Raw genomic sequence first — 21,945 nt, forward strand, 5'->3', positions numbered from 1 at the left:
GCCTATGGCCGGGTGCATTTGCGCTGGTAAAATTGGCCCCCAGGCTGCAGTGTTTCGCATTTTTCGTTAACCCCTCGTATCGGCTTGAATAGCCGATACGACATGCAGGGGGGGGCAACACCTGCAGCCTGGCAAAGCCAGTTCTGCGGTGTTCTCGAAGGGGATACGTTCTAGCTGTAGTCTGGATAGACAATAAAAAACCGACCCAAGGGTCGGTTTTTTTGTGGACGCGTGGGCTGCTTAGAACTTGTAGCCGACTGCCAAGGCCAGCGTCAGGGGGTTGAGTGTGACGTCGATGGTCTGGCCGGTGGAGAGTGTGCCCTTGGTTTTGAGGAAGGTCTTGACCACGGTGCCTTCGAGGTACCAGCGGTCGTTCAGGGCCACGGTCGCGCCCGCCTGGATCGACATCGCCAGCTTGGAATCCAGTGACAGCGTGGTCGGGTTGCTAGAGGTGCCGCCGGTGATAGCCGTCAGAGTGGAGGTGCCGCGCTCTTTGTAGAACTTGGCATAGGTCAGGCCCGCGCCCAGGTAGGGGCGAAACTGGGCATTGGCTTCACCAAAATGGTACTGGCCAAACAGCGATATGGGCAGCGACTTGGTTTCGCCAATTTTGCCGACCCCCTGGATGGCCCCGGCACCGGTCAGGTTGTGTTTGAACGGCATCGCCAGGGGCAGATCCAGTGCCCAGTGGTTGGTCACCATGTAGGTGATGCCGCCCGCCAGCCGGGTGTCGCCATCAGAGTCGATCTGCGTACCCGGCAGGCTGGAGGCCGAGAGGTTGCCGCTATCCACCTTGGGCGTGATATTCGTCAGGCCGCCGCGCAGCATCCAGGTGCCCGCGGTTTGCGCTTGTGCGGTGCCCGCGGCCAGCAAAAATGCACAGGCCATGCCAATGGTATTGAGTTTCATCGTGAGTCCTTGTAGGGCTAGTAAGGCTTAAACCAGCCAATCAGATCCAGCCAACTTTGGCCATTTGCTCGGCAACGTAGCGGTCCAGCAGTTTGTAGCCTGCCGGTGTGGGGTGCACGGTATCGGCGTAGAAATAGGTGCTCACATCCACACCGCTGAGGGTGTTGTTGACGGTGCACGCCAGGGACGAGCCCGCCAAAATATTGCCCGCAGGGTTGGAGGCACTGGGGGCCGCGCTGCTGCAGGCGGGTACGGTGACATTGGTAATGCCGTATTGCGCCGGGTTGGTGTACTGGGCTACGCCCTGGGTATACGCATCCACCAGCAGCAGACCCGCAGTGCCATCCAACGCGGTTTTCAGGGTGCTGTTGAACGTAGTGACCATGCTTCTGAGCAGGGCCTGTGCGCCAGAGCCCTGGCCGAAAGGTGTGTTCTCGATGCTTGGGATGTTGACCACCACCACGTGTTTGGCCCCTTTGCCGATCACCGATGCCTGGATGTAGCCTGCCAGCGTGACCGCATGCGCGCCCATGTGCGTCACGGCGGCAGTAGCGGCGGCGTTGATGGCGCTTGCATTGGGTGCAGAAACGGCCGCAATTTCGGTATTGGTCCAACCGGCATAGAAGGCGGACGCTTGGGCGGCACCTAGCGCCTGGGCGATTTGGGTGGACGTTGCCGTTCCGCCGGTGGCAGCCGCCACGTAGGTCGATACCGCCGACACGGCAGTGATGTGCATAAACACATCATTGGCACCGGCCATCACGGTGACCAGCTCGGTACCGGTGTAGTTGCCGTGGGTAGCCAGATGGGTGGCGAACTGGGTCACCAGCGGAACTGCCATCAAGCCGATGTTGCTGGCGTTCGCCGGTGCAGATTGCAAGGCCACGCTGTTCGGCCCGGCCAGCAAAGTCACGCGCGAGCTGCCTTGGGCGTAGTTGGTGCAGTTGGCATTGGGCGATACAGCCACCAAAGGGATTTGCGGGATGTTGGACAACAACCCAGTTTGCGCCGGGCAAGGTGCGGCCACATTGATCTGCCCCGCCAGCAGCTCGGTCCAGTTGACCGGGCCGGTGGTGGTGCCGTTAACGGTGAACTGGCCACCACCCACGGCGGCAATGGCACCCACCTTGTAAGTCCCCACATCGCTCAGGCTGTCACCGAAGGACACCAGGGAGGTGTAGGTCACTTTGGCCGTGGTGTCGCTACCGCCACCACCGCAGGCCGACAAGACCAATGCGGCTGAGACCGAGGCCACCAGCAGAGCCATTTTTGTGGGAATCCAATGCATCGTTTACTCCTGTAATAAAAAAGAACGGTCGTTCGTTTATGGGCGGAATGTTACGCGGGCGGGCCCGAAAGCCACAAAGGGTAACTACTAGGTGAAGGGGACAAAAATCACGTTTATTGCTCCTTTACCGTCCATTCCACCAGCGCATCCAGCGCCGGGCGCGCCGCCGGAGCCAGCGGGTGGTTGACGATGCCCACCACCACATAGCGCTGGCCACTGCGCCCGGTGGCATAGCCCGCCACCGAGGCCACATCCCGCAGCGTGCCGGTTTTGAGCTGGGCATTGCCCAAGGATTCGGGGGCCAGGCCACGGTCGCGCATGCGCTGCACTGTGCCGTCCACGCCAGCAATGCCCAGCGAGTTGGCAAACACCGCTGCCTGGGGGTGGGCGGCGGCGCGGCGCAGCAGCTGGCCCAGGGCGCGGGCCGTAGTGCGCTCGTCTCGGCTCAGGCCAGAGCCGTTTTCTAGCGTGGGCACAGGTACGTCGCTGCCGATGGCCTGAGGCCACCAGGCGGCCACGGCCGCGCGCGACGCGGCAAAGGTTCCGGGGTGAGCCCCGTGCAGCCCCAGCGTCAAAAACATCTGCTGCGCCATCACGTTGTTGCTGAATTTGTTGACATCGGCAATCAACTCGCCCAGCGGCTGCGAGGGCGCGTCCATCAGCCAGGCGGCATCGCTGGGCGTGCGGCCATCGCGCACCACGCCGGTCAGCGAGCCGCCCATGCCCAGGTACATGGCCTGCAGCACGCGGCGGGCGTAGCTGGCGGGGTCGGCATAGGCCACGGGCCACACGCGTTCGCCACATTTAACCGGGTAGCTGCCGCCAAACTGCACCCGGTTCGGGTCGGCAAAGTCGGCCTGCAGCTCGCCACGCCAGTCGGCGCAGCTTTTGGCACTGAGCGGTACCTGCGCGTCCATTTGCACGTCGGCAATCGGCGGTTCACTGCGGATGCGGACGATGCCGCTGTCGGGCTCGGGGGTGAAGGTGAAGATCAGCGACTTGAAGTTGACCAGCAGCCCGTCGGGCGCGCTGTTGTAGGGGCTGAGCGGCTGGCCGTCAAATTCAGCCGGGTCGCGCGCCTCGGGCTCAAAAATGTGGTGGTCCAGCACGATGTCGCCGCGCACTTTTTGCACGCCCCGCGCTTGCAGGGCGGCAAAGGTGGCGGCAATGCGCTCCAGCACCAGCTTGGGGTCGCCGCCGCCCTGGATGTACAGGTTGCCCAGCAGCACGCCGTCTTTGAGCGGGCCGTCGGCGTAAAAGCGCGTCTTCCACGTGTAGTCGGCACCCAGCGTGTCCAGCGCGGCGTAGGTGGTGACCAGCTTCATGACCGATGCCGGGTTCACCGGCGCGTTGGCCCGGTGGCTCAGACGCGGCAGGCCCACGCCATCGGCCCGCGCCACATACAGGCTGACGGCGTCTTGCGGCACCTTGGCCCGGGCCAGGGCGTTGGCAATCTCGGGCGGCAGGCGCTGGGCCAGGGCTTGCGCGGGAACCACGGTGGCCGTAGCCCACAAAGCAAGGGCGCACAGGCTGCGCCAAAATCGGGGGGAGTGTGTGGAATATGTCATAGGTTGTCAGCTATAGAAATAGTAGCTGATTGCGCAAGATAATCCTGCTCTAGCCCCCTTTTTCTTATGTAAATCTGCCCCATGAACTTGTTAGCCTTCGACACCAGCACCGACACCCTGTCCATCGCCGCCACCGATGGCGTGCAGGTGTGGCAGCACGCCGGGCCGGGCGGGGCGCAGGCATCGGCGAGCTTGATTCCGGCGACCCTGGCGCTGCTAGCCCAGGCCGGGTTGCGGCTGGACCAGCTGGAGGCCATCGCCTTTGGCAGCGGCCCCGGCTCGTTTACCGGGCTGCGCACCGCGTGCTCGGTGGCGCAGGGGCTGGCGTTTGGGGCCAACTTGCCCGTTTTGCCCATCGACACCCTGATGGCCGTGGCCGAAGAAGCCCGCCACCAGCACGGCGTTCTGCAAGAGGTATGGCAGGTGCAGGCCCTGCTGGACGCGCGCATGGACGAGGTCTACACCGGTTTTTATAGCTATCACGATGGCCAGTGGACCCAGCGCGACGACTTCCAGCTGCTGCGCCCTGAGCAACTGCACCAGGAAGCGGGCTGGGCGCAGGCGGGTAATGCTTTTGCCGTGTACAGCGAGCGCATTCCCCCCAGCGACGGCATCCGCATCACCGCCCTGCCCACCGCCACGGCCATGCTGCGTTTGGCTCCGGCCTTGCTGGCCGCCGGTGGGGCGGTGCCCGCCGACCAGGCCCTGCCGCGCTATATCCGCGACAAAGTGGCCAAAACCACCGACGAGCGCATGGCCGAAAAAGCCTTGCTGGCCGCCGCTCTGCTGCCATGAGCGCGCTGCTGGCCCCTCCCGATGCGTCCGAAGTGCGCTTCGAGACGCTCACCCCTGATTGGCTGGATGCCGTGATGCCGGTCGAGCTGGCGGCCTACGCCAGCCCGTGGTCGCGCACCAACTTTGTGGACGCGCTGGTGGCGGGCTACCAAATGCAAATCTTGCTGGCCGACGACACGGTGCTGGGCTACTTTGTGGCCATGCAGGGCGTGGACGAAGTGCACCTGCTCAACATCACCGTCGCCCCCGCCTACCAGGGCCAGGGCTGGTCGCACCTGATGCTGGACGCGCTGGCACTGTGGTCACGTGGCCAAAAAGCCCAGTGGCTGTGGTTGGAAGCCCGCGTGGGCAACACCCGGGCGCTGCACGTTTACAACCGCTACGGCTTCAACCGCGTAGGCATGCGCAAAGACTACTACCCCAACGGCCCCGGCCAGCGCGAACACGCCATCGTCATGAGCATGCCGCTATGAGCCTAGATCTGGATGCCCGCCAACGCGCCATGCTGGCCGAAATGCACAGCCCCGTATGGTGGCCTGCAGCAGAAGTGGAACCCGTGGCCGCGCCGGTCGCAGCCCCCGCACCCACACCACGGACCGCGCCACAAAGCATCGCCCAGGTACTGTCAAACACTCCTGAATTGCTAGCTGCCCGTGCAGATGCACCCAGCGCTAGCGCCCTAAAAGACACTGAAAACACCGCCACGCTGGACTGGCCCGCCGCCATCGCCAGCGTGTGGCTGAATGCCGCCGCCGGTGGCCCGGCCGACTGGCTGGTGCTGGGCGAGGCGCTGGGCATTGCCGATGACCCCGCAAAACCCTTTGGCGTGCCCGAAGCGCAGTTGCTGGGCAATATGCTGCACGCGGTGGGCATCACCCCGGCGCGGCGAGAAGGCGCGCCCTCGGCCTGCATCACCAGCGTTCAAAAGTTGCGTTTGAACGACCAGGCCGACCCGGTGGCCGACAGCGCCCCCCACCTGCGCCGCGCCGTCGCCCTGCTGCAGCCCAAAGTGATTCTGGCGCTGGGCCCGTTTGCGGCCCAGTTGCTGCTGCAAGACACAACCCCGCTGGGCCAGATGCGCGGCCGGGTGCACCGCTACCACGGCGTGCCGGTGGTGGTCAGCTACCACCCCGCCACCCTGCTGCGCAACCGCCCGGAAAAAGCCAAGGCCTGGGCGGATCTGTGCCTGGCGATGGGCGCGCTGGCGGCGTGAATTAGCCTCGGGCCGGAATCGCCAGGCCTTTAACCACGGCAGGCCGCTCCACAAAGGCCGCCAGCACCCGCGCCACCTCGGGGAAATCGGCAAAACCCACCAGATCCCCCGCGCCGTAAAAACCCACCAGCCCGCGCACCCACGGGAAGATGGCGATGTCGGCAATGCTGTAGGCATCGCCCATCACCCAGGCCCGCCCGTGCAGCCGCTGGTTCAGCACGGCCAGCAGGCGCTTGGACTCGGCCACATAACGGTCGCGCGGGCGCTTGTCTTCATAGTCTTTGCCCGCAAACTTGTGGAAGAAGCCGAGCTGGCCAAACATCGGGCCGATGCCACCCATTTGGAACATGACCCACTGGATGCATTCGTAGCGGCCCGCCGCGTCCTGCGGAATGCACTGGCCGGTTTTTTCGGCCAGGTACAGCAGGATGGCTCCCGACTCAAACAGCGCCAGCGGCTGGCCGCCCGGGCCGTTCGGGTCCAGGATGGCCGGAATTTTGTTGTTTGGGTTCAGCGCCAAAAACGCGGCCGACATCTGGTCGTTGGTCTCAAAGCTGACCAGGTGCGGCTCGTAAGGCAGGCCGATTTCTTCCAGCAGGATGGACACCTTCACGCCATTGGGTGTGGGCAGGGAGTAAAGCTGCAGGCGCTCGGGATGTTGGGCAGGCCATTTTTGCTGGATCGGGTGGGTCACGGAGATTCCTTGGAGTTGACAGGTTTTTAGTTGCTGACCAGCACCGGCTGCTCGCGGTATTCCGTCGGCATCATCGCTTTCAGGTTGGCGACCTTGGGCAGGTCAAACCGGGCGATGTACGGCGAATCCGGGTGCAGCGTGGCGTAGTTTTGGTGGTACTTCTCGGCGGGGTAGAAAGCGGTCAGGGCACCCAGCTGGGTCACGATTTTGGCCGGAAACACTTTGGCGGCATTCAGCTCGGCGATGTAGCGTTCGGTCAGCTGCTTTTGGCCCGGCGTGGTGGTGAACACGGCCGACCGGTACTGCGTGCCCACGTCGGGGTACTGGCGGTTCAATTGGGTCGGGTCGTGGGCCACGGAGAAATAGATTTGCAGCAGTTGCGCATAGCTGATGAGCTTGGGGTCAAAGCGCACCTGCACCGCCTCGGCATGGCCGGTGCCGCCGCCGCTGACGGTTTGGTAGTCGGCATCTCCCTGCTTGCCGCCAGCGTAGCCCGACACGGCCTCCAGCACGCCGTTGGTGTGCTGGAACACGGCCTGGATGCCCCAGAAGCAGCCCCCGGCAAACACCACGGTCTCACTGGCCTGGCTGCTGGGCACCACCCCGGCCAAAGCCTGCGCTGACGGAGCCGGAATGCTCACCGCCTTTTCGGCGACGGCGTTCGGGCTGAAGTACAGCGCCGCCATCACCACGGCACCCGCCATCAACAGCAGGTTCATCTTGTTCATGGAAAAACGGGAAGTGGGGGGCGTGGGGATGCGTGTCATGGTGTGTGTCCTTCGGTAGGCTGAGGTAGGTTGGTCGGCCCGCGGCCCCAAACCTTACAGCAGCGCCCTGCGCGCCTGGCCGCCACAAAAATAATGCGCGCCACCTGTAAGGTTTTTGCACCCCGCCAGACCAACGGTTACAGGCAGTGGCCACACACCGTGGCTTCGCCTGCATCCAACCCCCAACCCCTAGGAAACACCATGCATAAATTCACCGCCACCCTGATCACTGCCTGCCTGCTGGCCGTTACCGCCGGTGCCATGGCCGACGACGGCATGATGAAAAAAGACGAGATGATGAAGAAAGACGGCATGGCCAAAGACACCATGGTGAAAAAGCACAGCATGAAGAAGCACGACATGGCCAAGAAGGACACCATGATGAAAAAAGACGACATGATGAAGAAGGACGACATGGCCGCTGATGCCATGAAGAAGTAAGCTGCCTTCCGCCCGCCTAGAACACGTTCTTACAGCGGCTTGTTCACCAACGCGATCACCAGCCCCTTGTCCGTCACGGTGATGCTGCCCGGCTGCAGGCCCATGGTATCGGGCAAGGCCAGGTCTTGCGGGCTGAGTTGGTGCAACACCACTTCTTGCAAAGCCTGTTCGGCCAAGGCCGGGCCATAGGTGTTCAGCAGCTCCACCACGGCGGGCTGTAGGCTGGGAAATTGCAGATTCTGAAAATGCAGTTGAACGGCCCGCACCGTGCGGTCGCTGGCCTCGTAGCGCAGCGCAAAGTCCACACGGATGCTGCCGCTGTGGCTGCGCCGCAGGGCCGGTCCGGCGGCTTCCACCGCCATATCCGCCGCCAGGCGGTTCTGCGCGGGCAGCAGGTGCAGGCGCGGGGCTTGCACATCCAGGTCCAACAGACCTGGCACCGGGTAACGCAGTGGGAAGCGCTGGGCTACCGCCTGCTGCAACTGCGCGGCCGACACGGTGTAGCTGGGCTGCTGCGCCTGCACCGTCATAGCGATGGCACCGGCCCCTACCAGCACCAGCCGGGCGCTGGCCACCAATAAATATCTGCGTTGCATCCGTTCCCGTTCCGGCACAAAGTGCCTCGCGCACAAGTTTAGCGGGGCCTGCAGACAGACCACAGAAGATGTTTCTACTACATTCCGCGCACCCTGCAGCCACTGCCCGCACGCGCGTAACCCGGATCAAGCCTGCTGTCCAACCCCTTGCCCAAGGCCGAACACAGTGCGGGGTTTTAAGAGCAATTGCACACTGATAGTGTCATACTGACAACAATTTCGCGCAAGACAATGGGCCACCGGCATGGTGCTTCATTCCTCTGCATCCAGGCCTTGGGGCTGCCACGGCAGTATTCAGGGAGCCGATCCAGGCTCCGGCAACTCGCCTTTTGTCCATCCCCAACGCCCTTCCCACTACGCGCATCCCAAGCCGCCAGGCTTGCCGATAGCCCGACGAAGGACCCCTTCACTATGAACATGGATTTTCTAAACAACATCAACTGGGAACGCTGGAGCGCGCCTGCACTGTCCGGCGTGCGTATCGTCTTCATCATGATCGCGGCCTGGATCGCCATCGCGGTCCTGCAGCGTGGCGTGCGCACAGTGCGTACGCGCATCGAAGGACACATGGGCGGCGAAGACGGCGCGCGCCGGGCGCAGACGCTGGGGCGGGTGGTGCGCTACCTGATTGGCGTGGTGATCAGCGCGGTAGCCATCATGCTGGTGCTGGCGGAGGTTGGCGTTTCGCTGGCGCCGATTCTCGGCGCTGCAGGCGTGGTGGGTGTGGCCATTGGCTTTGGCGCGCAAAGCCTGGTGAAGGACTATTTCACAGGCTTCTTCATCTTGTTTGAAGACCAGATCCGCACCGGCGACGTGGTCAAGATTGCCGACATTGGCGGCTTTGTGGAAGACGTTACCTTGCGCCACGTGCGGCTGCGCGACTACGACGGCAACGTGCACTTCATACCCAACGGCCTGATCTCCACCGTGACCAATATGACACGCTCTTTTGCCCATGCCGTGATGGATGTGGGCGTGTCCTACCGGGAAAACGTCGACGAAGTCATGGCCATCATGGCGGAGGTGGGGGCACAGCTACGCGCCGACCCGGCATTCGCGAGCAAGATCATGGACGACATGGAGATGGCCGGCGTAGACCGGCTGGACGACAGCGCCGTGGTACTTCGCTGCCGCATCAAGACCGCTCCGCTGCAGCAGTGGGGCGTGCGGCGCGAGTACCTGCGCCGCATCAAAGCCGCTTTCGACGCGCGCGGTGTGGAGATTCCGTTTCCCCATGTTACGTTTTACGCGGGTGTCAACAAGGATGGCTCGGCACCGTCCCTGCCCCTGCGCATGCCACGTGAGCTGGCTGAGTTGGTGCAGGACAAACAGCCCGCGTAAGCCTTAACCGTAAGGCTTCACTCACACCACGTTGCCGTAGGCATCCACCTCGTAGGTGGTTACCTCGAACTTTTGCAGCGTGTTCTGCCCAAAGGCCATGGTGATGGGCACGTCGCCCGCGTCGCGGCCCCGGGCCATCACCACACGGCCGATGCGCGGCGTGTTGTGGCGCGCGTCAAAGGTGTACCAGCGGTCGCCCAGAAACACCTCAAACCAGGCGCTGAAGTCCATCGGGTAACGCACCGGTGGAATGCCAATGTCGCCCAGGTAGCCAGTGCAGTAACGGGCCGGAATATTCATGCAGCGGCACAGCGTGACGGCCAGGTGGGTGTAGTCGCGGCACACGCCGGTGCCCTCGCGCCAGCCTTCTACGGCGGTGCGGGTGGCGCGGGCGGCCATGTAGTCGAAGCGGATGTGGTTGTGCACGTAGTCGCAAATCGCCTGCACCCGCGCCCAGCCCAGCGGCGTCTGGCCAAACTGGTTCCAGGCAAATGGCAGCAGCTCACTGTCTACCTCGCAGTACCGGCTGGGCAGCAGGTACATCAGCGTGGACGACGGCAGCACCGTCGGGTCGTGCTGCCAGGCACCCCAGTTCACCTCGTCGGGCAGGCCGGAGTCGCGCACGATGGCTTCGCTGCGAAAGCCCACCTGCGTCACGCCCATGGGCGCATTCACCCGGCTGCACAGGTTGCCAAACGCATCGAAGTACTCTTCCACCGCCAAACCCGGCAGCACCTCCACAAACTGCGGGGCCAGCAAATCGCCGCGCCGCGAGGGGTGCACATGCAGCAGGTGGATCAACGCCATCGGTGCGTTGATGGCGAGTTCAATGTCGAAGCCGATTTTGATGTACATGGGAAGCCCGGTCAGAAGTCAGAGGGAAGATGGATTGCGGCCCCGAAATATTCGAAGCCATACCACCCACTGTGCCGGGATGCGCCACCTCAACGTAGCGGCCGGGGGCCCGTAACCATGTCAGAGAGTAAGCGCTATCGAGCCAGACAACGCCTACGCAAGTTGCAAGCCACGCCTGCAAACCCGACGCATGAAATTTAAACAAAAACAGCTTTTGGCGCAAGCAGTACCTGCGCTAGCAGCTATCTATTAAGTAGCAACGCATCCGCTGTACCGGCCTTCCACGCCACAAACTCCGACGGCCGCAGGCCATAGCGCGCCAGCACACCCTCGTGCAAGCGGCGCAACTCGTCCACCACCAGTGCTTGCACGGCAGCGCGGTCTGGCTCTGGCACGCGCGTGGCCACGGCTTGGGTGATCCGCGCCAGAGCGGCTTCACCAGGGTGCGTTACCACCGCATGGATTGTTTGCTTGATCACATCGCGGTAGGCCAGGCGTGTCGGGTCGGGCTCGGCCAGGTCTTGCTTGATGGCCAGATACTCTTGGGTGGAACGCTCGTAGGCCCACACAAACACGTCACGCAGCAGTTCCACCCGCGTCAACTCGTACACGCCCAAAATAGCCCGGCTATAGGCCGCCTCGGGCACGTCCACAAAGGTCAGCGGGCACAGGTTGGCGCTGAACAGCGGCAGGTTGGCGGCCAGACGCGAGGTGCGTTTGTTGGTGTCGGCAAAGGGCTGCAAATACGGTACATGCACCTGCATAAAAAACGACTGCTCAAACGGGTCGGCAATCTGCCCCGCCTTGTGCAGCAGCAGCGCCAGCGCCTCGTCCACCTGCTGCGGCACCGACAGCGGGCGAAATACACTCTTGCCAATCTGTACCACATGCTGGCGAATCCGCCCCTCGTCCGCCGGGTTGGGCAGCAGATTTTCTGCCAGCGCGGCATGCAGATTCAGCAGCGTGTAGCGGTCAAAGCCTGCGGTACCCGCGCTCCCCGCCACATTCGCCACCAGCAGCTCGATAGCCGTCTTGTGGTTCAAGATCATCTGCGTTTCCATCGCCGCCTTGCCCTGCGCCACCTGCCCGTGTTCGATCAAGGCCCGCGTATCCAGCCGGGAATAGGTGTTGCCCTCCAACTGGCTGGACGCCCACGACAGGTCGATCAGCAACCGGTTCAAGATGGCCCGGCTGTAGGTGCCCGCAGGTGCGTCCGCCTGCGCCGTGTGGCCCATCTTGTGCAGCTGGCGGCGCAAAGGGGCCGACAAATACCACGTCACGTTAGGCTGGTAAGCATCCAGAAAGTCACGCTGGTAACCCACCGGCTTGCGCGCCTGCAGCGGCTGGTCCACGTAGGCCAGAACATCCAGGCTGTCGGCCGACAAAGGGATGCCGACCGGAAAGCGGTCCACCGCTGCCACAGCAACTCTTGCACCTATGGCCATATAGCGCCGTGCCCGCCCCGCGCCTTGCGCCGCTACACGCCCATCCGCCACCAATTGGCCCAACCAACGCTGCGCCGTGCGCCGCGCCACCGCCGGGTGCTGCGCCAACAGTTCGGCCAGCGTCAAACCCGCGGGGGTGCTTTGGATGCTTGTCAGCAGGTGTGCGGGCATTGACGTGGCAGTAAGTGGCGCGATTTTGGATGGCATGGCGCGATTTTGGCGCGATTCAATAAATCGCGCCACGAAAATGGCGCAATTCTTTGACCAGGTTGTGGGTGACGGCTGCCGCCAATAGCCGCACACACACCCGCCCCCACCTTCAGGGTCGGTAAACCACGTTGTCGTCCACGCTGTACAACACACAGGCCTGCTTGGCCCGCTCCTCACAGCGCTTGAGCGCCAAGGCGTTCACGTCGTCTGTTGCCTGTGCCACCCAGGCCCACTGCTGCCGCGAAGGCGATACGGCAAAAGTCCTGGGCGGGTTGGCCTGCAGATAGCGCTGGTACTGCTCTGCCCCGGCGGGGGCATCCAGCGGCAATTTCTGTACATCGTCTACCGCCGCAAATCCACTGGGCGGGTACTGGCGCGCGCGCTGGCGTTCGGGCAGCGCATCGTGGTCGGGGCTGGAAATACGGCGCAGGTCGGTCACCACCCCGCGGTCCAGCGCGTTGGTGGCCATCGGCTCGCAGCTGGTGGGCTTTTGGGCCCGCAAGCCGTCGCAAAAAAACACACTGTTTCCCAAGGTAGCCGCCATATCCGGGTGAAAGAAGTTGGCGGCACCCCGGTTCTTTTCGATGGCAATCCAGCGCTTTACCAGCGCGGGGTCGGCCTTGCCGTCCGAATACTTGAGGATCCACTCGTACAGCCCGCCCTTGCTGACCGCGCTGCGGTCCAGGTTGCCTTGCGCGTCGTAGTGGCCGTGAAAGCCCACATACGTGCGCTCTGGCGCGTAGTCGTCGGTGAAAAACCGGGTTTTTCCGCCCAAAAACATGCGCGAACACGACGAAATGCAGTAGCCCGAAACCGCCGTGGTCACCCCCGCCTCGCGCAGCATCTCGCCCACGCGGTAGCCCGTCCAAGCATCCCCGCCATGCGAGTTGCGCAGCACCACCAGATCAATGTGGGGGTTGGCCGCAAAGGCATCTTTCACCTGCACCACTTCCGAGCCCGTCACCGGCCCCGACAACACCAAGGTGTTGCCCCATGCGGCCAGCTTCATGGCCTGCGCCACTGTGCTGGCCAGCGCTGCCGTGGCAATGGCTGCCGATAACAAAGACAAAGACAAGGACAAGGCTCTGCGCAAGACCCGACGCAGTCCCCGCACACCCCACAGCGGCGCGATCATCCACCCGCCCACCTATCCCGGTGCGGAAATACCTGCTGCGTCCGGCAACCTGCGGCTCACACGCACCGACACGTCCATGCCCAGGAAGTCGCTGGCGTCGCCCGTCCACCCACCGGAGACCGGTGCGGCCTGCTCAGGCGTGCGCGTGAACGCCACGCGTATCAGGTCGGTACCGCCCGAAATCGTGTTGGTGGGGTCAAAGGGAATCCAGCCAGCGCCGGGCAGATACACATTCAGCCAGGCGTGGGTGGCCCCCGAACCCAGGGTTCCGCCGCCGATGTCCGCGCTTTTGATGCTGGAGCCCACCACGGCACCCGGGCCAAAGTTGTCGGCATCCAGCGCCGGGTCGTAGATGTAGCCCGAGACAAACCGGGCCGCCATGCCCAGGCCGCGCACGGCCTCCATCATCAAGAGCGCAAAGTCGCGGCAAGTGCCACTGCGCAGCGCCAAGGTCTGCGCCGGGCTTTGGGTGCCCATGGCATCGCGCGCCGCATACACGAAGTCGGTGCGGATGAACTGGTTGATGTTCGCCAGCACATCGCGGGTGTGGATGGTGCCGCGCTGCGGCAGAAAGCTGGCCACCCAGCTGCGCACCACGGCCGCATCGTCCGGGTATTGCAGCGCCAAGTAGCGCGACAGGTTCTGCTTATCGTCGGCCGAATATTCGAACGGGTAGTTTTGCGCCTCAGGGCTGATCGGCAGCTCATGGTTCTTCACGCCCATGTGCTCGATCGCAAAGCGCGCGGTGAACACCAGCGTGCTGGCGGGCACCAAAGGCTCCACCACCATCACCGAGTTGGAAAACACATCGTGGATCCAGTGCTGGCGGCTGTGCGGCGACACGGTCAAGTCGGCATACAGCACACGGATGTCATGCGCCGCCCGCGGGTGAAAAGCCACCCGGTGCAAACCAAACTCCACCTCTTTGGCGTAGCGGTACGTGGTGACATGTTCAACTTCAAGGATCACTGGCATGCGGTAGACCTGCAAAAAATACAAAGTAATAGGTAGCCATCATCGCCGATGGCGCGGAGTTCATAAAACCAGGCAGCGGATAAATATGACTCAAATAGGGCTACAGCCCAGTAAATGCCTGCGCAAGAAGCTATTAACTTAATAGCAGTTTACCTACCCCATTAGCGTGCCACCCGCGCCTTCCAGGCCACAAACTCAGATGGCCGCAAGCCGTAACGCGCCAGCACACCTTCATGCACGCGGCGCAGCCCGTTCACCACCGGCACTTCTACAGCCTCAGCGCCCAGTGGGCAGCGATCGGCAAATGCTCTGCGGATACGGCGCTGCGTGGTATCCATGATTTGCGGGCGCGCGAGGTGCTTTGCAAGCTGGACGCCGGGAGCGAAGTACCGGTATGTGTGGATGAAGTCGGCATAACTGGAGCCTAAATCTGACGGTTCTACCCCCTATGCGCTCCACGAAACTTCTCAATGGTTATGCAAACCATCTCCGCGCAACGAAAGCCCAACAGGCTCCTAGGTCAGCACTTTTCTGACCATTGCGCAAGCTGCGGGAACCGGCTCAATGATGGTCCCCATGCCTAGCTCGGACAAGCGCCGGGCAGTCTCACTGAGAGGGCCGCCGCCGATGATGACAGCCTGGGCGCCCTTATCGACGCAGGCTTGGACAGCGTCACGCAGCTCTTCGAACTGTCGCTGCGGGTCGGCAGCTAAAACGGTCGGGTCGGATTTGGTTAGTGTGACACCGACAAAGTCCGCATCCCCCTTGAACCGCTCTCCCATCGCAGCAATCGCAGTAGCCAGCCCTGGTGTGCTGGTGGCAACTCCAAAGGCCCTTCCGCCTTGGGACGCTGCCACCATCGAAGACTTGCCGATACCAAATACCGGGATGTCCAACAAATCTTCCAGGATGTCGCGGCCAGGGTCACCGTAGGCGGCAACCACCACGGCGGCGATATCCGGGTTTGCGTCCAGCGCATTCAAAACCGCCGAAACAACGTAACGGCGAGACTGCCCCAGCGCGATGTCTTCCGTAATCATCTTTGGGCCAGCGGCAGCGGTTGCGCCGATGACCTCGAACTCGGGCAGCTCTGCCTGCGCGTATTTGCGCATCATCTCGGTGGTTGCCCGATTTGAATTGGGGTTAACGATCAGAACCTTCATGGGCCCCCCATGTTTTGCGCCTTGGCCGTGCATCAATGAAACCCTGCCGCAGGCGGCGAATCACCGTCCTCTTCCATGGGCATGCCGAAGGTTTCAGGAATGAACTGGATGGTCAGACCGATGATGACGAAGAGGCAGGCGAGGATGGAAAACATCGAGCCCAAACCGTAGGCATCAAAGACCTTTCCGGCGATCACAGGGAACAAGCCTCCAGACAAGGAGCCCACGGCCAGAATAAAGGCCGTACCGAAACCACGAATGCGGGTCGGGTAATTCTCGGGGGCAAATAACCAGATGGTGGTGTTGCAGATGATGACAGCGAAGTTAAAAATCCAGCCACACACGATGATCAGTGTGATGGAACTGCCGCCTATCCACCCAAGCGTACCCGCACCCACGACGCCGATGATTGCGGCAATGCTTAAGGTCGCCTTGCGCGGCAGGCGGCGGGCAAAAAAGGCAGCCGTCAGCGCACCGACCAGCGAACCGGACTGCATCACCAGCGTGTACCAGAGCGACTTGTTAATCGCATAGCCAGACTGCACCAGGATGGTCGCCATCAGCGTCAAGACCGAGAACTGCGCGGCATACGAGCAGGCCACGCCGATTGACAAGACGATCGTTCGGTTGAGGTACTTGCCTTTGAAAATATCGAAACGAGATTTCGGGGTGGTGCCTGCGGCGCCTGCCATGGCGGGCGCAGATAGATCCACTTCAGGTGGCGTGATGTACTGCGTCACCTTGATGTTTTTGGAAGTCAAATCGCCTTGTGCCAGGCGAGAAATGACCTCGTTCGCCTCGTCGATTTTGCCCTGCTGGGCCAGAAAACGCGGCGTCTCAGGAACCCAACGCCGGAAGAAAACAACCAGTACTGCGGGGATGAAAAGCAGGCCGAAAACCCAGCGCCAGCTGTTGTCATCCGGGAACAGAGTGAAGACCAAAATGCCAAAAGCAGGTGCAAGCATGTTGCCAAAGCCAGCGGCGGTCACGTTGATGAACGCCACCGCCGTTCCACGCTGCTTTGCGCCAAAGTATTCAGACACCATGACCACAGCAACCGCGATCTCACCGCCCAGGCCAAAGCCCACAACGCCGCGTGCCATGGCCAGGAACCCATAACTGGGTGCCAGTGCACACAGCAGCGAGCCAGAGGCAAAGATAACCAGATTCACGATCAGCAGTGTGCGGCGACCATACTGGTCGGCAATGGCCCCGGTCATCAAACGCCCAAGGGCCACCATCGTGAAAGTAACGGTGTTGAGAAAGCCGATGTCGCCGGTGGTCAAATTCCAGGCCTTGCGAAGCAAAGGCCCCGTGACACCCACTGCGTTTTGCTCCAGGGAGTCGAAGAAGACGCCGAGCAACAGCATCGCCAAAATATAGTAATGCGCCTTGTTGGTCTTGATGCCGGCGTAAGCATTCTCAATCTGGTCTGCCACTGGCACGAAGGTACGCCGCCCGGCACCTTCCGTAGATTTGATATTCAGAGACATGTCTTCTCCATTTGAGCATTTAAGTTTTCCACGACAAGGCTGGGACTTGGGTGTTTGCAGCCCGCAAGGCTCGCAAATGCTCTTTATTTGTAGCAATAACTGCGCCCGTTGTTTTCGCTTGGTCGGTTTTTGAAACACAAGCCAAAGCAAAGAGCATGTCGGCACCGCCGGACCGACCATTTCGCTTGCACAGCCACCAAGACCTGGGCCAGATGCAGATGTACGTCAACTACTTTGACCGCTACGTCAAAACCGACGCAGAAACCGCCACCGTCGGCATCGTGCTGTGCAAGAAAAAGCACGAAGCGCTGGTAGAAATCACCCTGCCCAAAGACGCCAACATCCACGCCCGCGAATACCAGCTCTATTTGCCCAGCACAGAAGAGCTGCAGCAGAAGCTGGCTGAATGGGCAGGGGTTGAGGATTACGTAAGGCTTTAGTCCTTCTGGAATATGCGCAAGCAGCTATCAAAACAGTAGCAAATTTTGCAGTTGCGGCTACCCGCGATCTTGCGCATTACAGATGCGCAGGCACATCCATACGCTGGTTCAAGATCCGCACCACCTCCACGCTATCCCGCGTCTGGCACCTGAAAATATCACATGCGAACCATCTGGATTACCTGGAGCACAAGCACTACGTCCCAAAAGCCAGACGCTGCCTGACCTTTTGGCGACCTGTCCAAAATCGATGCTCAAGGCCCAGTTCTGGCAGCACTGGGCGGGTTTGGGGACCGAGTGCGGGGTTTTGGGCTTCAATTCTTCAATCGTTGCGAATAATTCGTTTGATGCGAATAATGCTAATATTATTGAAATAGCAATTGCCGTATTCCAAGGCCGCTGCACAAAGGAGAACCGCATGAAAAACCAAGAAGTACTCGACCCCGCCAGTGACGCTGAAGCCGTTATGGCCGCCGTTGCCCATCAATGCCTGATCGCCGCGCTGGACCATTCCAAGGCGGACCACATCAACATCATCCTGGATATGGGCGGAGCGAGTAACACCAAGGACGAGACGCCGGTGTTGAAACTGCCGCCCCGTGCCTTACGCTTCTTTGTCGACGTGTTGCGGCAAATGGCCAAACAAGAGCCCATGCTGCTGGTGCCGCAAAAGCACGAACTCACCACACAAGAGGCCGCGAATTTTCTGAACGTGTCGCGGCCCTTTGTCATCAAAGAGATCGAGGCCAACAGGCTGGCTTGCCGCAAAGTCAACCGCCACCGCCGCATCGAATTTGAAGAGCTGCGCCGCTACCAGGCCGCGCAGCAGCAGCAATCGGAGCAGTCCCTGCAAGACCTGACCAAGCTCTCCGAAGAACTGGGGCTGGAGCTGTAAGTGGCAGGCTCGGCGCGCTACACGGCGATTCTGGATGCGAACGTCCTGTACCCACAGTTGGTCCGTGACACACTGCTGAGTTTGGCCGTTGAACGCCTTTACCACGCGCGGTGGAGCGATACGATTCACGGCGAGTGGACGCGGAATCTGGCCAAAGACCGCCCCGAAATCGCTGCCAGACTGCCGCAGATCGTTCAGCTGATGAACGCCAGCGTGCCCGACTGTTTGGTGACCCACTATGAAAAACTGGCCACCACCATCGAACTGCCCGACCCTGATGACCGCCACGTTGTGGCCGCAGCCATCGCTGGACATGCCGACGCTATCGTCACCTTCAACACCAAAGACTTTCCGGCAGCGGTGTTGCAACCCTATGGCATTGAAGTGCAACACCCCGACGAATTCTTGATGAACCAACTGCAGTTGCAAAAGATACCCGCGCTAAGTGCCATCAAGAAAATGCGCGCCCGCTGGACCAACCCCGCACGATCAGCGCAAGACTTGATCACAGCATTTGAGATACGTGGGCTGCCGATGACGGCGGACTTGCTGCGCGAAGCCATCGCGCTCATTTGATGCATTGAGAAATCTGGCTGTAGCCAAGGTGAAATGCGTGCAAACAGCTATCAATACAGTAGCAATTTTCGCACCTCTCAACAACCCAGCGGGTCCTACTCTGTCTCAGCCGGGGTGATGGTCCCCGGCAGCTCAGCAAACTTTGCCGCCATCGTGGGGTTGGCATACCCCGCTTCGTCGATCTTGAAGGCTTTGCTGCAGTGGGGGCAGATGATTTCGTGCATGGCGACTGGACCTTTTATTTTTGGTTGGGCGGGTATCTGGCTGAGCATAGCCGCCCTGTTCACCAAAGCCGTGGGCGACATCGCACGGGCGCGCCGCGTGATGCATGCTTGCCCCCGACACCGGCATCACCCGCGAAGGGCTTCACAAGACGCTGAGCGAACAAGCAACCCCAGCTTTGCAACCGTTGTCAAAGCCATGCATGCGTTGGGATTGCAGTTCAACGTGGGACGCGGCCGGTGCCGGGTTGAGTGGAAAATGGGACTCTAGCCCTTTTGGAATATGCGCAAGCAGCTATTAAAACTGAAGCATCACACTGGGTTGATGCGATAGCGCAGCAAGAGCCAGTATCAAATCAGAAGCAATTTGCCGTACCTGCCACCACTATTGGGTGGTATCAATGGAGTCGAAATGCAAAGCCAAATTTGCCAGAACATCACTTGCTCTTTGACCGCTTACAGCTTGGCAAACGGAATCTAAAGACTTCACCCAAATCAGCCCTTTTCTGGGATTGCAAAGCCCTATTCGATCAAAAATCAAGGCGTCTTTGGCATATGCCAATGCAGCGTAGACAAGCAGTTGACGTATGTCCGAAATTCGAAAAGCACGGTCACCTGCTTTGATTTCGTAAAGACACCCATCCGAAATTAAGTCTCCCTCGCAGGCAGATAGCAGCCCACACCCGTTGAACTTTGGTCGCAATACATACGTTCCGCTTGGGGGGAAAAATTTGAATAAATTCCGAACCAAATATTGCGCCTCACTTGTGCAGTCAGGCCCAACATCAGCCAAAGAAACTTCGTTGGCAAAAGGTAGTCTGCTGATATAGCTGACTGCCTTTGGCACACAATTTGCCACAGCAGCCGAAACTCTTTTGTTCATAACTGTAGAGCCTGGCGACAAAGATTGAGGGCCTGGGGTTGACTCCAGTATTTCGCAGAAAGACATGAAGGCGAGTTCATTGACCAACCCGCGAATATCTGGCGGAGCAACATTTGCGACGACAGGCAGTTTTGGATGCAGCAATAAATTTTGTTTACGCCAATAGTTGTCTCCGAGCGGCATTACTTCACGCCATGCAGAAGTGAAACTTGTGACGAATTTGTGCTCTGAAATCATAGGGGCACTTTCCAGTCATCACCCTTTTTAGATTTGGACTCGCCGGTCCACTTGAGCACAAGTTTGTCGAAGTGGTTGAGATTCTTCTTAACTGAGTCGCGCCAATGAGACCCTTCATCGCCCAGCACGTATGAACTAATCAGCAATGCCCTTCGTTCCCATTGCGTTAAGGTGGGAAAGCTCTTTCGGCAATTCGATACCCAGTGATCTGCGCGGCGATGCGCCATCATCAGAATGATGTCCCGACGCAGCATCATGCTGTCGGATTTTTTGTAAATCCCAGCTAGCAATATTTCCGTTTCTTCGGAGCTATCAAAAGCTAATGTTCTCAACGCATACGCCAAATTTGTTGGTACTTGTGTCACGTAAGAGTTGACTTGGATCGACTGGCGTAATGTTTTAAACAGTTCATCTTTTACCTTCTCGTCGAGAACATCCAATAAACTTCTGCACAGATTCATAACAGACGGAAATATTGGATAAAGCAGTTCCAGATTTTTCAAAAGAGACAGGACGGCATCATTCTGAACGCCAACTGATAAGTGCTTCAGCGCTGCAATCAGCCTTCTAGTGAGACTCTCGTCGAGTCGACTCTTGACAAGTTGCCTACCCAACATCCCAACAATATCAAAACTATTCAGCTCCTTCAGCAAAATCGCGTAGTCAGCATCAGCCGTTGCCGAGTAAGGATCGTAGTGAACACGTAACCTTCTAAAGGTGCGCTCTTGTTCGTCGGGATCTGCATCATTGGCAGCTTCTACCGTGAATTCTGATGTACCCAAAAATTCTGCAGAAGTCATCACTCTGGTTTTTGACTTTTGTAACGACAGTCCCTCGTTATTCAGCAAAAAACTGCTCAATTGGATTAGCGCGGAGTAGGCATCTTCCCTGCTCTTGGCGAAAACAACAAAGTCATCGACAAATCGACCAAATTTTATTTGCTCCAAAGTAAGTAGGCGATCTATCCTATTCAGCAAGATTTCGCTAAGTATTCTTGATGCTGGACCGCCAACCGGTAGACCGTAGGAAGCACCGTCAGAAATAGCACCCAAAATCTTCATTACGCGCTCAACGGCCATTTGATTCTTCGTGGCTGATTTCAGCGCATTCTCCAAGCGATGGTGATATATACGTGGATAAAAATCGGAAATATCACAACGCATCACGAACTCATGGTCTTTGGCTGCCTCGAGGGATTTTTCTTGAAATTGCATCCAACCTACCTCCTTGTTAAACAAGGAGAAATTCGCCGGGTCAGGCTTGTATCGGTAGGAAAATACGACTGTGTCTGCAACCCGATTGCTTTCAAGATCGCTTGCAATTGTTAGTGTGAGTGCTAACAGATATGCGTTCCAAACTGGATCAATCTGCGCCCCCCACCTGAACCCCCCATAGCCAACAACCGATAGATTTTTGGAGCTAAGAATTGGTATTTCTGCAATCGCCTTTTCAAAATCTGCGTCGATCTCTAAAAGAACTTTTTGTACCTCTTTAGGTGAGTCATAAAACAAGCGATTTTCTATGGGAAAGGGGAAAATGTCCGTGTCACCGAAGTGTGCAATATTGCCTATCGCTAAGTCTGCTGCACTGATTGAAATAACTGTCATTGCATGTCTCTACTTTCTGATTTTCAAGTTTTCCAGGTGACCTTAAGCGAGTTTCTTGGCGAGTCGTCCATCCCCACCCACCCCGATCACCAACCTCTGCGTAGCCCGGGTAGCCGCCACATAAAACACCCGCGCCGCTTCCTGCTCGTCCTCGCCTGGGGCAGGCATGTGCCCCACGCCGGGTAGCGCCACCACAGG

General features: G+C 59.9%; 24 protein-coding genes. 8 read left to right on the plus strand and 16 right to left on the minus strand.

Annotated features, from left to right (window positions below):
* Nucleotides 1–240: 240 nt before the first annotated feature.
* The 3 genes from ABI213_RS08285 to dacB form a co-directional block, all read right to left on the minus strand.
* Nucleotides 241–909, minus strand: coding sequence for an OmpW family outer membrane protein (locus tag ABI213_RS08285; RefSeq protein ID WP_348008410.1), 669 nt, complete (start codon nt 907–909; stop codon nt 241–243).
* A gap of 40 nt (nt 910–949) precedes the next feature.
* Complete coding sequence (locus tag ABI213_RS08290) at nt 950–2,197, minus strand: SGNH/GDSL hydrolase family protein (RefSeq protein WP_348008411.1); 1,248 nt, start codon at nt 2,195–2,197, stop codon at nt 950–952.
* A gap of 113 nt (nt 2,198–2,310) precedes the next feature.
* Nucleotides 2,311–3,765, minus strand: coding sequence for a D-alanyl-D-alanine carboxypeptidase/D-alanyl-D-alanine-endopeptidase (gene dacB, locus ABI213_RS08295; protein ID WP_348008412.1), 1,455 nt, complete (start codon nt 3,763–3,765; stop codon nt 2,311–2,313).
* Nucleotides 3,766–3,846: 81 nt separating this feature from the next.
* On the opposite strand from dacB, the gene tsaB reads away from it, so the two are divergent.
* Genes tsaB through ABI213_RS08310 form a run of 3 tightly spaced genes read left to right on the plus strand, consistent with a single transcriptional unit; the run spans nt 3,847 to nt 5,773 of the window.
* Nucleotides 3,847–4,560 (plus strand): tRNA (adenosine(37)-N6)-threonylcarbamoyltransferase complex dimerization subunit type 1 TsaB, encoded by a 714-nt coding sequence (tsaB, locus tag ABI213_RS08300; protein ID WP_348026703.1) that lies wholly within the window; start codon nt 3,847–3,849, stop codon nt 4,558–4,560.
* On the plus strand, nt 4,557–5,033 hold the full coding sequence (gene rimI, locus ABI213_RS08305) for a ribosomal protein S18-alanine N-acetyltransferase (protein WP_348007758.1): 477 nt from the start codon (nt 4,557–4,559) through the stop codon (nt 5,031–5,033). The genes tsaB and rimI overlap by 4 nt, the downstream gene beginning before the upstream one ends.
* Complete coding sequence (locus ABI213_RS08310; RefSeq protein WP_348007759.1) at nt 5,030–5,773, plus strand: uracil-DNA glycosylase; 744 nt, start codon at nt 5,030–5,032, stop codon at nt 5,771–5,773. Before rimI ends, ABI213_RS08310 begins: the two co-directional genes overlap by 4 nt.
* A gap of 1 nt (nt 5,774) precedes the next feature.
* On the opposite strand, the gene ABI213_RS08315 is transcribed toward ABI213_RS08310, so the two are convergent.
* Nucleotides 5,775–6,473: a glutathione S-transferase N-terminal domain-containing protein gene (locus tag ABI213_RS08315; protein WP_348007766.1), complete on the minus strand. Its 699-nt coding sequence runs from the start codon at nt 6,471–6,473 to the stop codon at nt 5,775–5,777.
* Between the two features lie 20 nt (nt 6,474–6,493).
* On the minus strand, nt 6,494–7,234 hold the full coding sequence (gene msrA / locus ABI213_RS08320) for a peptide-methionine (S)-S-oxide reductase MsrA (RefSeq protein WP_348007760.1): 741 nt from the start codon (nt 7,232–7,234) through the stop codon (nt 6,494–6,496).
* Nucleotides 7,235–7,435: 201 nt separating this feature from the next.
* On the opposite strand from msrA, the gene ABI213_RS08325 reads away from it, so the two are divergent.
* Nucleotides 7,436–7,675 carry a pentapeptide MXKDX repeat protein gene (locus tag ABI213_RS08325; RefSeq protein WP_348007761.1) on the plus strand — a complete coding sequence of 80 codons (240 nt, stop codon included), beginning with the start codon at nt 7,436–7,438 and terminating at the stop codon, nt 7,673–7,675.
* A gap of 29 nt (nt 7,676–7,704) precedes the next feature.
* On the opposite strand, the gene ABI213_RS08330 is transcribed toward ABI213_RS08325, so the two are convergent.
* Entirely contained in the window at nt 7,705–8,271 is a 567-nt protein-coding gene (locus ABI213_RS08330) for a DUF1439 domain-containing protein (RefSeq protein WP_348007762.1), read from the minus strand.
* 417 nt (nt 8,272–8,688) lie between these two features.
* On the opposite strand from ABI213_RS08330, the gene ABI213_RS08335 reads away from it, so the two are divergent.
* Nucleotides 8,689–9,612 carry a mechanosensitive ion channel family protein gene (locus ABI213_RS08335; RefSeq protein WP_348026705.1) on the plus strand — a complete coding sequence of 308 codons (924 nt, stop codon included), beginning with the start codon at nt 8,689–8,691 and terminating at the stop codon, nt 9,610–9,612.
* A 21-nt stretch (nt 9,613–9,633) separates the two neighbouring features.
* Here ABI213_RS08335 and ABI213_RS08340 read toward each other — a convergent pair whose 3' ends face one another.
* The 7 genes from ABI213_RS08340 to ABI213_RS08370 all read right to left on the minus strand — a co-directional run bounded on the left by ABI213_RS08340 (nt 9,634) and on the right by ABI213_RS08370 (nt 16,888).
* Nucleotides 9,634–10,467: a transglutaminase family protein gene (locus ABI213_RS08340; protein ID WP_348007764.1), complete on the minus strand. Its 834-nt coding sequence runs from the start codon at nt 10,465–10,467 to the stop codon at nt 9,634–9,636.
* A 242-nt stretch (nt 10,468–10,709) separates the two neighbouring features.
* Nucleotides 10,710–12,083, minus strand: coding sequence for a Fic family protein (locus ABI213_RS08345; protein ID WP_348026709.1), 1,374 nt, complete (start codon nt 12,081–12,083; stop codon nt 10,710–10,712).
* Nucleotides 12,084–12,231: 148 nt separating this feature from the next.
* Entirely contained in the window at nt 12,232–13,197 is a 966-nt protein-coding gene (locus ABI213_RS08350; protein WP_348008474.1) for a hypothetical protein, read from the minus strand.
* Between the two features lie 72 nt (nt 13,198–13,269).
* The gene (locus tag ABI213_RS08355; protein ID WP_348008475.1) at nt 13,270–14,232 is read right to left on the minus strand and encodes a transglutaminase family protein; all 963 of its coding nucleotides are present in this window, start codon (nt 14,230–14,232) and stop codon (nt 13,270–13,272) included.
* A 161-nt stretch (nt 14,233–14,393) separates the two neighbouring features.
* Nucleotides 14,394–14,570, minus strand: a complete 177-nt coding sequence (locus tag ABI213_RS08360) for a hypothetical protein (RefSeq protein WP_348008476.1) — start codon at nt 14,568–14,570, stop codon at nt 14,394–14,396.
* A 177-nt stretch (nt 14,571–14,747) separates the two neighbouring features.
* Nucleotides 14,748–15,395 carry an aspartate/glutamate racemase family protein gene (locus ABI213_RS08365; RefSeq protein ID WP_348008477.1) on the minus strand — a complete coding sequence of 216 codons (648 nt, stop codon included), beginning with the start codon at nt 15,393–15,395 and terminating at the stop codon, nt 14,748–14,750.
* 32 nt (nt 15,396–15,427) lie between these two features.
* Entirely contained in the window at nt 15,428–16,888 is a 1,461-nt protein-coding gene (locus tag ABI213_RS08370) for an MFS transporter (RefSeq protein ID WP_348008478.1), read from the minus strand.
* A 155-nt stretch (nt 16,889–17,043) separates the two neighbouring features.
* Between ABI213_RS08370 and ABI213_RS08375 the strand changes: the two genes are divergently transcribed.
* From ABI213_RS08375 to ABI213_RS08385, 3 genes are all read left to right on the plus strand, one after another.
* Nucleotides 17,044–17,328 carry a PDDEXK nuclease domain-containing protein gene (locus ABI213_RS08375; RefSeq protein ID WP_348008479.1) on the plus strand — a complete coding sequence of 95 codons (285 nt, stop codon included), beginning with the start codon at nt 17,044–17,046 and terminating at the stop codon, nt 17,326–17,328.
* Nucleotides 17,329–17,746: 418 nt separating this feature from the next.
* Nucleotides 17,747–18,223 (plus strand): helix-turn-helix domain-containing protein, encoded by a 477-nt coding sequence (locus ABI213_RS08380; RefSeq protein WP_348026707.1) that lies wholly within the window; start codon nt 17,747–17,749, stop codon nt 18,221–18,223.
* On the plus strand, nt 18,224–18,799 hold the full coding sequence (locus ABI213_RS08385; protein ID WP_348008481.1) for a PIN domain-containing protein: 576 nt from the start codon (nt 18,224–18,226) through the stop codon (nt 18,797–18,799).
* Between the two features lie 95 nt (nt 18,800–18,894).
* Here ABI213_RS08385 and ABI213_RS08390 read toward each other — a convergent pair whose 3' ends face one another.
* The 3 genes from ABI213_RS08390 to ABI213_RS08400 form a co-directional block, all read right to left on the minus strand.
* Nucleotides 18,895–19,023 carry a hypothetical protein gene (locus tag ABI213_RS08390; protein ID WP_348008482.1) on the minus strand — a complete coding sequence of 43 codons (129 nt, stop codon included), beginning with the start codon at nt 19,021–19,023 and terminating at the stop codon, nt 18,895–18,897.
* Nucleotides 19,024–19,405: 382 nt separating this feature from the next.
* Nucleotides 19,406–20,140 (minus strand): hypothetical protein, encoded by a 735-nt coding sequence (locus ABI213_RS08395; protein WP_348008483.1) that lies wholly within the window; start codon nt 20,138–20,140, stop codon nt 19,406–19,408.
* Nucleotides 20,137–21,747, minus strand: a complete 1,611-nt coding sequence (locus tag ABI213_RS08400; protein ID WP_348008484.1) for an RNA-directed DNA polymerase — start codon at nt 21,745–21,747, stop codon at nt 20,137–20,139. The genes ABI213_RS08395 and ABI213_RS08400 overlap by 4 nt, the downstream gene beginning before the upstream one ends.
* Nucleotides 21,748–21,945 lie beyond the last annotated feature (198 nt).

The organism is Rhodoferax sp. (assembly GCF_039922535.1).
In the GTDB taxonomy this organism is placed as follows: Bacteria; Pseudomonadota; Gammaproteobacteria; order Burkholderiales; family Burkholderiaceae_C; genus Rhodoferax_B.

What these genes read in the sequence shown, in the direction of transcription:
- ABI213_RS08285 (WP_348008410.1), bottom strand. Translation starts at nt 909, where the DNA reads ATGAAACTCAATACCATTGGCATGGCCTGTGCATTTTTGCTGGCCGCG.
- ABI213_RS08290 (WP_348008411.1), bottom strand. Translation starts at nt 2,197, where the DNA reads ATGCATTGGATTCCCACAAAAATGGCTCTGCTGGTGGCCTCGGTCTCA.
- dacB (WP_348008412.1), bottom strand. Translation starts at nt 3,765, where the DNA reads ATGACATATTCCACACACTCCCCCCGATTTTGGCGCAGCCTGTGCGCC.
- tsaB (WP_348026703.1), top strand. Translation starts at nt 3,847, where the DNA reads ATGAACTTGTTAGCCTTCGACACCAGCACCGACACCCTGTCCATCGCC.
- rimI (WP_348007758.1), top strand. Translation starts at nt 4,557, where the DNA reads ATGAGCGCGCTGCTGGCCCCTCCCGATGCGTCCGAAGTGCGCTTCGAG.
- ABI213_RS08310 (WP_348007759.1), top strand. Translation starts at nt 5,030, where the DNA reads ATGAGCCTAGATCTGGATGCCCGCCAACGCGCCATGCTGGCCGAAATG.
- msrA (WP_348007760.1), bottom strand. Translation starts at nt 7,234, where the DNA reads ATGACACGCATCCCCACGCCCCCCACTTCCCGTTTTTCCATGAACAAG.
- ABI213_RS08325 (WP_348007761.1), top strand. Translation starts at nt 7,436, where the DNA reads ATGCATAAATTCACCGCCACCCTGATCACTGCCTGCCTGCTGGCCGTT.
- ABI213_RS08330 (WP_348007762.1), bottom strand. Translation starts at nt 8,271, where the DNA reads ATGCAACGCAGATATTTATTGGTGGCCAGCGCCCGGCTGGTGCTGGTA.
- ABI213_RS08335 (WP_348026705.1), top strand. Translation starts at nt 8,689, where the DNA reads ATGGATTTTCTAAACAACATCAACTGGGAACGCTGGAGCGCGCCTGCA.
- ABI213_RS08340 (WP_348007764.1), bottom strand. Translation starts at nt 10,467, where the DNA reads ATGTACATCAAAATCGGCTTCGACATTGAACTCGCCATCAACGCACCG.
- ABI213_RS08345 (WP_348026709.1), bottom strand. Translation starts at nt 12,083, where the DNA reads ATGCCCGCACACCTGCTGACAAGCATCCAAAGCACCCCCGCGGGTTTG.
- ABI213_RS08355 (WP_348008475.1), bottom strand. Translation starts at nt 14,232, where the DNA reads ATGCCAGTGATCCTTGAAGTTGAACATGTCACCACGTACCGCTACGCC.
- ABI213_RS08360 (WP_348008476.1), bottom strand. Translation starts at nt 14,570, where the DNA reads ATGGATACCACGCAGCGCCGTATCCGCAGAGCATTTGCCGATCGCTGC.
- ABI213_RS08365 (WP_348008477.1), bottom strand. Translation starts at nt 15,395, where the DNA reads ATGAAGGTTCTGATCGTTAACCCCAATTCAAATCGGGCAACCACCGAG.
- ABI213_RS08370 (WP_348008478.1), bottom strand. Translation starts at nt 16,888, where the DNA reads ATGTCTCTGAATATCAAATCTACGGAAGGTGCCGGGCGGCGTACCTTC.
- ABI213_RS08375 (WP_348008479.1), top strand. Translation starts at nt 17,044, where the DNA reads ATGTCGGCACCGCCGGACCGACCATTTCGCTTGCACAGCCACCAAGAC.
- ABI213_RS08380 (WP_348026707.1), top strand. Translation starts at nt 17,747, where the DNA reads ATGAAAAACCAAGAAGTACTCGACCCCGCCAGTGACGCTGAAGCCGTT.
- ABI213_RS08390 (WP_348008482.1), bottom strand. Translation starts at nt 19,023, where the DNA reads ATGCACGAAATCATCTGCCCCCACTGCAGCAAAGCCTTCAAGATCGAC.
- ABI213_RS08395 (WP_348008483.1), bottom strand. Translation starts at nt 20,140, where the DNA reads ATGATTTCAGAGCACAAATTCGTCACAAGTTTCACTTCTGCATGGCGT.
- ABI213_RS08400 (WP_348008484.1), bottom strand. Translation starts at nt 21,747, where the DNA reads ATGACAGTTATTTCAATCAGTGCAGCAGACTTAGCGATAGGCAATATT.